The sequence below is a fragment of the Actinoplanes regularis genome (assembly GCF_900188005.1).
Classification (GTDB): Bacteria; Actinomycetota; Actinomycetes; order Mycobacteriales; family Micromonosporaceae; genus Actinoplanes; species Actinoplanes regularis.
On record NZ_FZNR01000006.1, the window covers coordinates 280148 to 293233 of the forward strand.

The 13086-nt window shown below is 70.0% G+C and carries 10 protein-coding genes; 3 read left to right on the forward strand and 7 right to left on the reverse strand.

Annotated features, from left to right (window positions below):
• Positions 1-17: 17 nt before the first annotated feature.
• The gene (locus CHC09_RS18845; protein WP_143232416.1) at positions 18-1640 is read right to left on the reverse strand and encodes a sensor domain-containing diguanylate cyclase; all 1623 of its coding nucleotides are present in this window, start codon (positions 1638-1640) and stop codon (positions 18-20) included.
• A 188-nt stretch (positions 1641-1828) separates the two neighbouring features.
• On the opposite strand from CHC09_RS18845, the gene CHC09_RS18850 reads away from it, so the two are divergent.
• Positions 1829-3601: an ABC transporter ATP-binding protein gene (locus CHC09_RS18850; RefSeq protein ID WP_089294440.1), complete on the forward strand. Its 1773-nt coding sequence runs from the start codon at positions 1829-1831 to the stop codon at positions 3599-3601.
• A gap of 73 nt (positions 3602-3674) precedes the next feature.
• Complete coding sequence (locus CHC09_RS18855; RefSeq protein ID WP_089294441.1) at positions 3675-5627, forward strand: ABC transporter ATP-binding protein; 1953 nt, start codon at positions 3675-3677, stop codon at positions 5625-5627.
• A gap of 120 nt (positions 5628-5747) precedes the next feature.
• On the opposite strand, the gene CHC09_RS18860 is transcribed toward CHC09_RS18855, so the two are convergent.
• The 5 genes from CHC09_RS18860 to CHC09_RS18880 all read right to left on the reverse strand — a co-directional run bounded on the left by CHC09_RS18860 (position 5748) and on the right by CHC09_RS18880 (position 11882).
• Positions 5748-8042, reverse strand: a complete 2295-nt coding sequence (locus CHC09_RS18860) for a WD40 repeat domain-containing protein (protein WP_143232417.1) — start codon at positions 8040-8042, stop codon at positions 5748-5750.
• Between the two features lie 433 nt (positions 8043-8475).
• A complete protein-coding gene (locus CHC09_RS18865) occupies positions 8476-9543 on the reverse strand; it encodes a DUF6348 family protein (protein ID WP_089294443.1) in 1068 nt (355 codons plus the stop codon).
• A gap of 103 nt (positions 9544-9646) precedes the next feature.
• Positions 9647-10291 (reverse strand): nitroreductase family protein, encoded by a 645-nt coding sequence (locus tag CHC09_RS18870; RefSeq protein ID WP_089294444.1) that lies wholly within the window; start codon positions 10289-10291, stop codon positions 9647-9649.
• A gap of 285 nt (positions 10292-10576) precedes the next feature.
• Positions 10577-10903 (reverse strand): hypothetical protein, encoded by a 327-nt coding sequence (locus CHC09_RS18875; protein ID WP_089294445.1) that lies wholly within the window; start codon positions 10901-10903, stop codon positions 10577-10579.
• 469 nt (positions 10904-11372) lie between these two features.
• Positions 11373-11882 (reverse strand): GNAT family N-acetyltransferase, encoded by a 510-nt coding sequence (locus tag CHC09_RS18880; RefSeq protein WP_089294446.1) that lies wholly within the window; start codon positions 11880-11882, stop codon positions 11373-11375.
• 56 nt (positions 11883-11938) lie between these two features.
• Between CHC09_RS18880 and CHC09_RS18885 the strand changes: the two genes are divergently transcribed.
• Positions 11939-12541: a TetR family transcriptional regulator gene (locus tag CHC09_RS18885; RefSeq protein WP_239138719.1), complete on the forward strand. Its 603-nt coding sequence runs from the start codon at positions 11939-11941 to the stop codon at positions 12539-12541.
• A gap of 174 nt (positions 12542-12715) precedes the next feature.
• Here the strand turns inward: CHC09_RS18885 and CHC09_RS18890 are convergent, their stop codons facing one another.
• A complete protein-coding gene (locus tag CHC09_RS18890) occupies positions 12716-12964 on the reverse strand; it encodes a hypothetical protein (protein ID WP_089294448.1) in 249 nt (82 codons plus the stop codon).
• Between the last annotated feature and the right edge of the window lie 122 nt (positions 12965-13086).

The following is a 13086-nucleotide window of genomic DNA, read 5'->3' on the forward strand; positions in this document are numbered from 1 at the left end:
GTCGTCCGACAACCGGCTCAACTCCGCACGGGCTCCGTGCCCTGGATGCGGCCGAGCGCTCCCGCGTCCACACAAACCCGGTTCCGCCCGGCCCGCTTCGCCGCATAGAGCTGGGCGTCCGCGCGGGCCAGCAGTTCCGCCTGCGCGACGCCCGGGGTGATCGCGTCCGCCCCGATGCTCACCGTGACCGGCAGCTCCCCGGTGACCGGTCCCCACGGATACTCGGCCACCGCCGCCCGCACCCGTTCCAGGTACTCGGTCGCCTGTGAGCCGTCCATCCCGGTGATGACCAGCAGGAACTCCTCCCCGCCGAAGCGAGCGGCGAACCCCGCGGCCGGCTCCATCTCGATCAGCAGACGGGCCACCTCGATCAGCACCCGGTCCCCGGCCTCGTGCGTACACCGGTCATTGACCTGTTTGAAGTGGTCCAGATCGAGCAGCGCCGCCCAGAGCGGCGCCCCGGTCCGCGACGCCCGCTCGATCAGCCCGGGCAGCTGCTCGTCCACGTAGCGACGATTGCGCAGCCCGGTCAGCGGGTCGCGACGCGCCTGCTCACGGAAGCGTTCGGCCTCCTGCCGGGCCTCGTTGACCTCGAAGAGCGCCTGCCGGTTGCGGGCCTGCGCCTCCCTGGCCGTGGAGAGCACCTCCCGCTCGGCCGCATGGAACCGCTTGTGCTCGGCGAAGGCCCGCTCGAAGTCGCCGGTGGCACCGTGCAGCTCCGCCTGCTCCTGCATCACCCGGACGAGGATCTCGCCGTGCCCGTGCGCCTCGCACTGGTCCCGGCACTCGTCCAGGGTGTCCTGGGCGGCGACGAGATCACCCTGCAACCGCCGGGTGATCGCCAGGGTGAGCAGGAACTCGGGCAGCGAGTCGGCCTCCTGCGGGCCGTCCGGATATCCGCCGATCGCGGCCAGGATAGTCTGTTCCGCCTCGGCGTGCTGGCCCAGCGCGATCTGCACGCTGGCCACCGTGTCCAGGTCGTTCGGGTCGAGCCGGTGCCCGTGCGCGACGGCGGTGGTGCACATCCGCTGGATCACCGCCCAGGCCCGGTCCGGTTCGCCGGCCAGGTATTCGGCGTACGCGTGATTGTTCAGCACCATGATCTGGTCGCGGATGTCCGTGCTGTGCCGTGCCAGCTCCTCGGCCTGGCGGTAGCGTTCCCGGGCCGCGTCGATCGAGCCGGTCTCGGTGAGCGCGTCGGCGTACTTGACCACGTAGGGCAGCCGGCGGCGGGCCGGGACGCTGTCCTCCAAAGCCTCGACCGCGGCGACCGCGTGTTCCAGCAGGGCGGCGACGTCACCGAGGTTGCGGTAGGTGCGGCCGAGCAGCAGGTGGCTGCGGGCGATCAGGTAGCGGTTGCGGTGCTCGTAGGCCCACTCGTTGATCAGCCACATCGCCTCGGCGGCGGCTCTCAGTTCACCGGAGCGCTCGGCGGCGTCGGCCTGGATCAGGCGGGCCCGCATCCGGGAGACCGCGTCCCCGTCGGCGGCCGCCTCCTGTTCGACCTCGGCGGCCCGGGCGGCCCGGGCGGCGGGGTCGCGACCGACCCAGTCCTCGAGATCGTCCAGCTCCCCGGCCCGCGCCGCATGCACGGCGAGGACCGCGGCGCTACCGGCCGACGCCCGCATCACGGCTGTCACGGTCACACCCGACCATCGGCGGCGCAGCGCCCGGACGTAGGTTTCCCGCCGTCATGCCGATCATCGTGCGCCCACCGGGCACAACGGGCAAGGATCTGGTGACGATTCGTTGATACCTATAAACACGGTTCTTCTCGACCAGCTCGTTAGCTAGGCTAACTAACAATCCACCGCCGTAAGGAGCGCCGTTGCCAGCCGTCCCACGCCGCGCCCCACGGGCCGCCATCCACCCCGACCCCGCCAAGACCTGGTTACGCCGCGCGTGGCCGCTGCTCAAGGCTCATCGGGCACTGCTGATCACCTCGCTCACGCTCTCCTTCGCCGGGCTGATCGTGCAGGTGCAGATCCCCAACCTGGTCCGGATCGGCATCGACCGGGCGCTGGTCGAGCGGACCGCCGGGCTCGCCGGGTACGTCTGGCTGATCGCCGGACTGGCACTCGCCCAGGGCGTGATCAACTATCTGGCCCGGCTCTACCTGCTGCGCACCGCGTACGAGCTGGAGTACGACCTGCGCAACATCGTCTTCAGCCACCTCATGCGGATGTCGTACGGCTTCTACGACCGCGTCCAGTCCGGCGAGCTGATGTCCCGCGCGACCTCCGACATCCGCGCCGTACAGATGTACCTGACGTTCGGCCCGTCGATCCTGGTCCAGTGCACCATCGCGGTGATCGCGTTCGCCCTGATGGTCTCGGTGAACCCGGTGCTGGCCGTGGTCGCGATGGTGACCATGCCGATGATCGCGGTGCTCGGCGTCCGGATGCGCAAGGCGATCTTCCCGGTCTCCTGGCTGATCCAGTCCCGCCTGGCCGGGGTCGCCACCGTGGTCGACGAGAACATCCAGGGCGTCCGGATCGTCAAGGCGTTCGCCGCCGAGCAGCGGCAGGTCGACACGCTGGCGAGGGCGGCCGACCGGGTCCGCTGGGCGTACACGACGGACGCACGGCTGCGCAGCCGGTGGATCCCGGTGATGGACAACCTGCCCCGCCTCGGCCTGGCATTGGTCCTGCTGGTCGGCGGCCTGATGGTGCCGCGCGGGTACGCGACGGTGGGCACCGTGGTCGCGTTCAACTCCTACGTGCTGATGCTGCAGCCGCCGTTCCGGATGCTCGGCATGATCATCATGATGGGCCAGCGGGCGGCCGCCTCCGCCGGGCGCATCTACGACATCCTGGACACTCCCGCCGAGATCGTGGACTCCGCCGAGCCCGTCACTCCGCTCCCCCATGGCGAGCTGCACTTCCGGAATGTCCGCTTCAACTACCCCGACGGAACGGAAGCCCTGGACAGTCTGAACCTGCACATCCGGCCCGGCGAAACCGTGGCGCTGGTCGGCTCCACCGGGTCGGGCAAGTCCACCATCGGCCGCCTCGCCGCCCGCTTCTACGACGTCACCGCGGGCGAGGTGCGCATCGACGGCGTCGACGTCCGCGACTACCCCCTCGAAACGCTGCGTGACCGGGTCGGCATCGTCCCCGACGAACCGTTCCTCTTCTCGGTGTCGCTGCACGACAACATCGCCTTCGGGCGGCCGGCGGCCACCCGCGAAGAGGTCGTCGCGGCGGCGGTCGCGGCCGGCGCCGACGGGTTCATCCAGCAGCTTCCCGAGGGGTACGACACGGTGGTCGGCGAGCGGGGCTACACCCTCTCCGGCGGGCAGCGGCAGCGGGTCGCGATCGCCCGCGCCCTGCTGGTCAACCCGCCGGTGCTGATCCTGGACGACGCGACGAGCGCGGTCGACGTCCGGGTGGAGCACGAGATCCACGAGTCGCTGCGCACCCTGATGGCGGGCCGCACCACGATCATGGTGGCACACCGGCTCGCCACGATCGGCCTCGCCGACCGGGTGCTCCTGATCTCCGACGGTCGCGTGATCGCCGACGGGACACATGCGGAGCTCCTCACGACCGAGCCCCGGTACGCCCGGGTGCTCGCAGCGACCAAGGAGGTGACGGCATGAGCGAGCTTGCGAGCGAATCGGTTGGCTCAGTTGTTGGCTCATGTCGGCGCCGGAGCGAAGCGGAGGTGACGGCATGAGCATGTTCGGAGGCGGGTTCGGCGGCCCTGGGGGTGGTCCCGGCACCGGCCCGATCGGCGGGATGGGCGGCGTCGGTGCCGGCCGCCGCGACCGCCAGCAGTCCGGTACCCCGTTCGCCGGCATCCCGCCCGAACTCGCCGCCGGCGTCGCCCGCCTGGAATCGAGCGAGCCCGCCGAGGCCGCGCCACGCGACCAGTTCCGTCAGCAGCCCGACCCCAGGAAGCTCACCCTCTGGTCGCTGCTGGCCAACCGGCCTGCGGTCCTCACGACGGCGGCGATCGCGGTCCTCGTCGAGGCGCTGTTGCTGCAGGCCGGGCCGCTGCTCGTGCAGATCGGCATCGACCACGGCATCGTGGCCCGGAACGTGCCGGTGCTGGTGGCGGCGGCGGTGGCGTTCGTGGCCGCGGTCGGGTTCACCGCGGTCGCCTCCGGGGTGCGGATCCGGCAGAGCGGGCGGCTCGCCGCGTACGCCACCCGGGACCTGCGGGTTCGCGTCTTCAGCCACCTGCAGCGGCTCAGCCTGGACTTCTACACCAGGGAGAAGGCCGGGGTCACGATGACCCGGATGACCTCCGATGTGGAGGCGCTCCAGCAGCTGTTGCAGGACGGATTCGCCCAGTTCCTGATCCAGGGCCTGACGATGATCGTGGTCACCGCGGTGCTCGTGCACTACGACGCGGAGCTGGCCGCGATCACGTTGCTGCTGGTGCTGCCCCCGCTGGCCGGGCTGTCGATCTGGTTCCGGAACGCCGCCGACCAGGGCTACAACCGGCAGCGGGACGCGATCGCGGCGCTCTTCTCACACCTCTCGGAGAGCCTCTACGGCGTTCGCGTGATCACCGCGCACAACCAGCGGCGCCGCAGCGTCGTGGCCCATCGCGAGGTGGTCGGCGCCTACCGGGACGCCAACGACCACACCGGCCGGATCAACGCGGTCTACGGCCCGGGCAGCTCGGTGATCGGCCTGCTCGGGCTCGCCGCGCTGCTCGGCATCGGCGGCCGGAAGGTGCTGCACGGCGAGTTGACCATCGGGGAGCTGACCGCGTTCGTGCTCTACCTGAACGCGTTCTTCCAGCCGGTCCAGCAGCTCGTCCAGCTCTACACCAACTATCAGCAGGCCAGGGCGGCGCTCGGCAAGCTTCGCGGGCTGCTCGGGACGGCCGCCGGCGTACCGGAGAAGGTCGATGCTCTTGAACTGCCGCCGGCGAGCGGCGGCATCGAGCTGCGCGAGGTCTTCTTCGGGTACGAGCCGGATCGCCCCGTGCTGCGCGACGTCACCCTGCGGATCGCCCCCGGCGAGACGATCGCGTGCGTCGGCCCGACCGGCGCCGGCAAGTCCACCCTCGCCAAGCTGGTCGCCCGCCTCTACGACCCGGACCGTGGCGCGGTCCTGATCGACGGCCACGATCTGCGGGAAGTCACCCTGGACTCGCTGCACCGGCAGGTCGGCGTGGTCCCGCAGGAGCCGTTCCTGTTCGCCGGCACGCTGCGTGACAACATCGCGTTCGCCCGTCCGGACGCCTCCGACGACGAGGTCGGGACGGCGGTCGACGCGGTCGGCCTGCGCGACCTGGTCGACCGCTCCCCCGACGGCCTCGACACGATCCTGCACGAACGCGGCCAGTCGGTCTCCTCCGGCGAGCGCCAGCTGATCGCCCTGGCCCGGGTCTTCGTCGCCGCCCCGCGGGTGGTCGTCCTCGACGAGGCGACGTCCAGCCTGGACCTGCGCTCCGAACTGCGGGTCGAGGCCGCCGTGCAGCAGCTGCTGGAGGGCCGCACCGCGATTCTGGTCGCCCACCGCCTCTCGACGGCCCGCCGCGCCGACCGCGTCATCGTCGTCGACGACGGCGGCATCCTCGAGGCCGGCACCCACGATGAGCTGATCACGGCCGGCGGCCGATACGCCGCGATGTACTCCACCTGGGAATCCCACGCGACGCACGGTTAGCAAAACCCTTTTCCAGTACGAATACGGAGTCCCGCCCACAGCCCTCCCGGGCCACGCCCCGTCCGGGTCTCGCGCGAGGTGCTCTCCGCGCGGGGCCCGGCCGCGCCATACCGGAGCTTCCTACTTGTCGGGTCTCACCGGACCGGGCGGGCTCAGCACGTCGCGCGTCGTCGACCGCCCGCGAGGGGACGACGCCACGTCCCAGATACGAATTGTCTGGTCGGTGCCGGTGGTTGCCAGAACCTTGCTGTCGTGGCTGAAGGCGAGCGCATTGACGGCACCCGTGTGGCCCGTCAGCGGATCCTTGACGGCGTGCAGAGACGGGTCCGGAGGCGGGTGCTCGGACGTGAGGTCCGCGCTGCCCCAGAGCCGGACGGTGGCATCGCTGCTACCGCTCGCAAGGAGCCTGCCGTCGGGACTGAACGCCAGCACGTTCACGGCACCGCCCTGCTCATTGGCCGTGATCCTCGGGGCGGTGTCGCGATTGCCGACCAGGTCAGCGATCGTCCAGACCCGGAGGTCCGCGTCGGGGTCGTAAGGCTCGCTGAAACGCTTGCGGGCAACGTCTCGGCGTCCACCGGCCACGGCGATGGTCGCTCCGTCGGGGGTGACGGCCAGGGCGCAGACCGTGTTCGGACGGTTCGGGGTCTGCTTTGCGGAACCCCGGAAGACCGGGACGGTGATGGAAGGGCTGCCCGGCTCGGCAAGATCCCAGAGCCGCAACTGGCCGTCGTCACCCCCGGCGGCCAGTCGCCGGCCCTTCTCGGCGAAGGCGATGGCATTGATCTGGACGCCCGGATTCGGGGTGAACTCGTACAGCGGCTTGGTGGTGTCGATGATGCTCCACACCCGTACCGTGTCCCCGGCGGCGGCGGCGAGACGGCTGCCGTCGGGGTTGAACGTCAGGGCGTTGACCGCGACCGGGCGGTTCGTCAGACCCCGGCGGGCGGACAGCGCCGTCGGCGACTTGCCGAACGGCAATTTGCCGTAAGGCGAGGTTGTCCAGAGACGCACCTGACCGTCGGGAGAGGCCACCGCCAGCCGGTCGCTGTCGCCGCTGACGGCGAGAGGGTAGGGGACCTGGCCGGACTCGGGTGGCGCCTCGACCCGGTCGGTCATCGGCGGCGCGGGTGCGGGCACGCTGCCCAGCGACTGCCACGTGGCCGGATGCCACAGCCCGATCGCGCCGTCCCACCCGGCCCCGGCGAGAACCGAGTCGGTCTTGTCGGCCGGATCGGGCCCGGCCTTCACGAACGCGATCCCCCGAGGCGGTACCAGGGCTTCCCGGAGGGTCTCGCAGGTGATGTTGGGCGAGTTGTACCTGGCGCCCTGCACCGACTGCAGCAGTGGGGGCTTTCCAGGTAGCTGCTCACGGTCGCGGTGGCAGTAGGGCGTCGCGGCGAGGTCGCCGATCGGGATACGGATGATCCGGCGGCTGTCGGCCTCGAGCACGGTGGCGAAATTGTCGTTCTCCGCCAGGAGGTAGCCTTCCATCGCTCCCACCCGCTGAATCGCCAGGACCCGCGGCGCGACCAGCTTGTCCTGGGTCGAGATCTCGACGGGCGACTTGAGGACGAAGATCTGCGCGGGCACCCACGGAATGTCCACCGTGTGCACCAGGTAGGCGGTCATCACGACCGAGCCCAGCACGAGAAACGTGCGACCCCGCAGCCAGCGTGCGGCTCTGCCACGGACCGACTGCGGCGCGGGCGCGCCGTCGACCATCCACGGGAACCCACCGGACCGGGACAGCCTGCGCCGGCGTGCCAGCACCGCGTCGAGGATGACGACGGCTCCGACCAGAACCAACCCCGACGTTCGAACGTCCGACGACGTGGCCTCCAGCACGGAGAACGTCCGGCGGCCCGGCGACCCGAAGCTGCCCGCGCTCAAGACGGCCGCCACGGCGAAGACCAGCAACGCCCATCGCGCGGCCGATTCCCACCACGCCGCGGGCCCGCTCGGCGACAGGGCCCGCCGGATTCCCAGTTCGAGCCGGACCGAGACGGCCACCAAGGCCAGGCCGACCAGGAAGAATTCGGTTGGGGACATCAGCGTGGTCAGCACGATGATCCCGAGCGCGATGGTCCAGGTCGCCGCCGGGAAACTCGCTCGCTCCGGATCCCGCCACCAGGACACGACCAGCCATGCGAGCCCGAGGGCCAGGGCCGGCATCACGACGTACGAATAGATGGAGATGGTTCCGAGGACGACCTGCAACGGCGCGGCGGCGATCAGCCCGGTCGTGGTCGTCAGCGAATACCTGGCCACCGCGAAGGCCTTGACCAGGAACACCACCGCGAGCAGGACCGAACCGACCGCGGTCACATGACCCAGATCGATCGGCAGACGCCAGTCCGGCCGCTCCGGCGCGGAGCCTCCGGATCCTGATGCGACCTCCGCTGACGAATCCACCTGCGACGATCCCGCACGCCGCGGCGTGGACCTACGCGACCTCCGACCCACCGACGCCCTCTCCCGGCCGGCCCCGACTCGGGCGGCTCGTGCGTCCACCCTGGCCGAGAGGGGCCGGGCGGCGTCAGTAGCAATTGTCACCAGAAGCGTGAGCGGGCTTCGCTCAGCCCGTGGGGTGGCCACCCATCGCGGATCCGGGGTCGAGGGTCAGTGGGCGCCGCGCGGGACACCCACTGGGGTTGGGCCGAAAGGCCTGGAAGCGGGACTCCATCGGGCGTACCCGGGAATTGGCTCAAGGGTGAGCGGACGCGGACGCCGGCGGCAGCGGGCTGGTTTTCGCTGGTTTTGCTTCAGCGGGCGGCCGTGACCGGACGCCGCCCGCCCGGAGTGCGGAACACGGCGATGCGGGGGACCCGGCCGTGCCCGCCGTGGGTCACTCGGCGGGGACCAGGAACGCGAAGACCCGCACGCCGACCGGACCGGCGGGCAGCGGCGCGCCGGCGGCGGCGGTCACCTTCATGCCGGCCTCCCACGGCTCGCCGTCCAGGAACACCTCGTTGGTCAGCAACTGCCCGTCCTGGTACGCGGTGAAGAACCGCAGCGCGTGCACCGCCCGGCTCAGCGGCACGTCCTTGAGCGCCGTCAGCAGCTGGTCGAGCAGCGGCTCGGCGGACGGCACCGGCTCGGTCGCGAACAGGTCCACCTGCGCGCCCAGGAGCAGCTCGAACTCGCCGGCCGGGTGCGTGTAGCGCTCGATGTGCACGTGTTCGGCGGCCGCGTTCCGGTCCAGCAGCGCGGCGATCACCGGGTATGCCACGGCCCGCTCGAACATGGCCAGGGTCTGGAAGATCGCGTCCCGCCAGGTGGGCGCCACGCCGACGCAGCTCTCCACCATCCACGGCCGGGCCAGCGCCGGGTGGTTGACCGCGAAGTTGACCTGCGCCACGACCAGCTCGGGCGTCGGCCGCGGCTGCGCCGCCAGGGTCGCCCGGAACTCGGCCTCGCCCAGCTTGAGGTCGTCCCCGATCGCGACGCCGTAGGCCGCCATCCAGTGCGCGAACACGGTCGCGGGCGACGGCACGCCGCCGCTGCCGGTCCCGAGCGGCTGCAGCGCCGGGTCCAGGGCGATCGGTCCGAGCTTCAGGTCCGCCAGCTGCGCACCGCCGTGCAGGGCCTGGCTGACCGCGGAGACCTCGCTGCTGTACCCACCGATCCGGGCGATCTCGCCCTCCACGGCGACCCCGGCCCGCCTCGCGGCGGCCTGGTAGACCGGGTCACGGTCGAGGCGGCGGCGGGTCTCCCCGTCCAGGAACGTCTCGTCGACCTGGACGCCGCCGAGCATCCGGCGCCCGAAGGCGAGCGGCAGGAAGTAGGTCAGCCGCTCCGCCAGCCACGGCTCGAGACCGCCGCTGAGCAGCTTCGCCTTGATCTCGTCGCCGGACGACGGCTCCGCGGACTCGCAGAACGCCGTGACTCCCACCACAACAGCCTCGTCGAACATCGCGTGAGCGTACCGCCCCGGCGATCTCCCGCAACCCGCTGATCCCTCAAGATCAAGATTGCCGCCGGCGGTCGTCGTCACCGGCGAGTTCCAAGCGGGCGAATCACCACGAGTCGACGTGCAACACCTCGTCGAGCGGCTGCCGCGCGGCCCGGCGGAACGTCTCCCCGGTGTGATAGGCGGTCGGAATGAGCACGCCCTGGCGGACGTCGTCCGGGATGCCGAGCAGTTCGGAGATCTCCCGCTCGTACGTCAGGTGCAGCGTCGTCCAGGCCGTACCGAGTCCGCGAGCGCGGGCCGCGAGCATGAAGCTCCACGCCGCCGGCAGCAGCGACCCCCACAGTCCGGCCTGGTTGCCGGCGGGCAGCCGGCCGCCGGCGACACGCAGGCAGGGAATCACCAGCACGGGAACCTCGCCGAGATGCTCACCGAGGTAGGCGACGCTGTCACCGACCCGGCGCTGCACCGGACCCCGCGACGCGTCGGTAGCGAACAGTTTGCCGGCCGCCCCCTCGGAGGCGAGGTACGACTCGACCGCCTTGCGGTAGAACTCGCCCACCGCCGCCCGGCGCGCGGGCTCGGTGACCACCACCCAGTGCCACGACTGCCGGTTGGAGCCGCTCGGCGCCTGCAGGGCGACCTCGAGGCACTCGCGGATGAGGTCCATCGGCACCGGGCGGTCGAGGTCGAGGCGCTTGCGCACGGATCGGGTCGTGGTCAGCAGTTCGTCCGGGGTCAGCAGAGGCATGCCCGCATCCTCCCGCATTCTCCCCCGCGGCGAGCGCCTCGACGCGGATGATCTCCTCCTCGTCGCGCTGCCTTCCGCGCGGGCGATTGCGGGCCGCGCCTCAGGCTCAGCCTTCCGAGATCTTGGCAGACTGTGCCCATATGGCAACCACAACTCGCCTCGATCTCGACGGTCGCATTAAGGGATCGGGTTTTCGGGAGCCGCGCTCGTGTCCATGCTTCCTTGTTTTCCGCTTACCTTTGCTCGGGCCATTAATAGCGATATGGTGATTTGTCGCTTCAGGGTTCAAGCAAGCGTGAAGGCCCAAAGCAATCCGAGCATGACCGCAGCAATTATCCCGCCCAGCGCGGTCATTGTCCCGGCCTTGAGCACCGAGTCGATAGTGCGCGACACCGGCACCGCGAGTAGCAGCGCCGCGACCATCGAGGCGCCGAGAAGCCAGGAGATCACGAGGAACAGCAGCCGCGCGCCATCCAAGGCGGTGAGACACATGAAGGCAGAGTCGCAGTCGTGGTCATCGTAGGGCAGCCGTGAGTTGAGGAAACAGAGAAGGACGATGTTGGCGTACCAACTGAAAGCCACCAGGACGGTCTTCAGATAACGTAGTGCCACGCATCGGATTGTGCTCCTGCTGGCGAATCTGCGCGATCCCCGGTGCGCCGATCCGATATAGCGGCATTAACCGGAATTCTTACGTCATTGTGGTAAGCGATGCCTTCCTGGGTTCGCCGAGATTTCGCTTTTCATTGCATCGGATTGCTCGTGGAAGCGTCGGAGCCGGAAGGCCCAGCTCTGTCCGACGAGGTCATGACCGCGGATTGCTCGCCGGAGCGTCAGAGCTGCAGGCTCCAGCTCTGCCCGACAAGGCCGCGACCGCGAATGGCCCTCCAGAGCGTCAAAGCTGCAAGCTCCAGCTCTGCCCGACAAGGCCGCGACCGCGGATTGCCCGCCGGAGCGTCAGAGCTGCAAGCTCCAGCTCTGCCCGACAAGGCCGCGACCGCGAATGGCCCACCTGAGCGTCAAAGCTGCAGGCTCCAGGTCTCCCCGACGAAGTCATGACCGCGAATTGCCCGCCGGAGCGTCAGAGCTGCAAGCTCCAGGTCTGTCCGACGAGGTCGTGACCGAAGCTGTGGTGCGGCGCCTGGTCGGTGAGGCTGAATCCGGCGGCCTGGTAGATGTGGCGGGCGGACACGAGAACGTCGTTGGTCCACAGGACGACCCGGCGATAGCCGCTGCGGCGGGCGAACGCCAGGCACTCCTCGACCAGGCGGGTTCCGAGCCCGTGGCCGCGCGCCCCCGGAGTGACCAGGAGGATGCGCAGCTTGGCCGTGTCAGGGTCGTCTCCGGCGACCAGGAAGACACATCCCGCGCGCTCCCCGTCGACCTCGGCGATCCAGCCCGCCTCCCGCGACGGGTCACGGCCGGCGGCGTACTCGGCGACGATCTTCGCGACCAGCGCCTCGAAGTCGGTGTTCCATCCGAACTGCTGGTCGTAGACCTCGCCGTGAGCCATGACCACCCAGCCCAGATCTCCTGGACGGTCAGCCGGGCGCAGGGTGACGTTCGCGGTCGGGCGACGCAGTGCCGTCATGAGCGATTCTCCTCCTCGACTGAAACGACTGTTTCAGTCGAGGGTAGGCTATGGCGGTGACCCAGGAAACGGCAAACCCGTCCGCGCGCAAGACCGAGCTGCTCGAAGCCGCTTACCGGTATGCGCTCGAGCACGGGCTGGCGCACCTGTCACTGCGTCCGCTGGCCGCGGCGATCGGCTCCAGCCCCCGGGTCCTGGTCTTCCTCTTCGGCAACAAGGAGGGCCTCGTGCGGGCGGTGCTGGGCCGCGCCCGCGTCGACGAGCTCACGATGCTCAGCCGCGTCGAAAAAACCGGTGATCCCGCGGTCACCGGGTTGGTCACCGCTGTCGAGCACCTCTGGTCGTGGCTGGCCGCCGCGGAACATCGGCAGCTGCTCAAGTTGTGGGCCGAGACCTACACCAGCTCACTGGTCGACCCGCAGGGCGTGTGGGGCGGCTTCGCCGCGGCAACGGTGCACGACTGGCTCGCCGTTCTGGGGGCCTGGCAGCCCCCGTCGGAAAGAGACAGTCCGCAAGGCGCCGCTCGCCGGACCCTCGCCCTCGCGGTGCTCCGGGGTGCCTTGCTCGACCTGCTGGCGACCGGGGACGCGGAGCGGACAACGGCCGCCATCCACCACCAACTCGCCATCCTTCGACAAACCGAGACCACGGCGATCTGACTTCGCTCACGGCACGCGCTCAATCGCTACCCCGCGTAGCGCATGTGTCCACAGCGAACGGTTTGCCTACCCCTCGACCAGAAGGCACGGAAATGCCTCGGCGATCAGCGGACAACTCGCCCACCCCTCGACCAGAAGGCACGGAAATGCCTCGGCGATCAGCGGACAGCTCGCCTACCCTTCGACCAGAGGGCGCGAGTATGCCTGGGTAATCACGCGCAGTGCATGTGTCAGGCCGACATAGCGCTCGTCGGCTGGGTCCATCGCCTGCCAGTCCCGCGCAAGAGATTCGACCATGTCGAGCATCGGCAGCTGGCTGTCGAGCAACGCCTCCCCGCCGAAGCGGTCGAGGACATACGCGTAGGCGTGGTTGTCCGTCTCGATGCACCGGGTCAAGTAGCGGACCAGATCATGGTCGTCCATCCGCCCATGTTGGCCCATACGAGGGTTCTGCGCTCCGGCCGCTGCGGGGACGAGAGCGATCCCGGACAGTCACCCGGATCGCGCCAGATCCAGCTGTTCGGGCGCGACCGCAGAGCGTGGAT